This is a genomic window from Peribacillus sp. SIMBA_075 (genome assembly GCF_046534585.1).
The window spans coordinates 1-272 of record NZ_JAWRYN010000596.1 but is presented as its reverse complement, the minus strand read 5'-3'; the positions used below and the strand labels follow the sequence as shown (position 1 = coordinate 272).

The window sequence follows — 272 nt, the reverse complement described above, 5'->3', positions numbered from 1 at the left end:
GATCAATACTTCACCAATCGAGAACAACTTTCCCATTGAGCACCTCTCCCTTATCTAGCTATGATCATCAATAATCCCATTTCACGGCTTTGAATTCAGCACCGCCGCCTTTTGCAAAAAAGCGGATTTCTTGGCTTCTGATATCCGGGAAAATCCGTGCCGTAAACACTTCTTCCCCGTCATTCACAAAAATCTCTACGGACGAGGAATCGACAAACAAATGGAATTTGTACACATCCGCATCCATCCGGCATTTTCGTTCGGTTCCGTGC

1 protein-coding gene is annotated in these 272 nt (G+C 45.2%); it reads right to left on the bottom strand.

Annotated features, from left to right (window positions below):
• Nucleotides 1-67: 67 nt before the first annotated feature.
• Nucleotides 68-272, bottom strand: a 205-nt coding sequence (locus tag SB775_RS29545) for a GH32 C-terminal domain-containing protein (RefSeq protein ID WP_410864796.1), incomplete at its 5' end; no start/stop codon positions are given.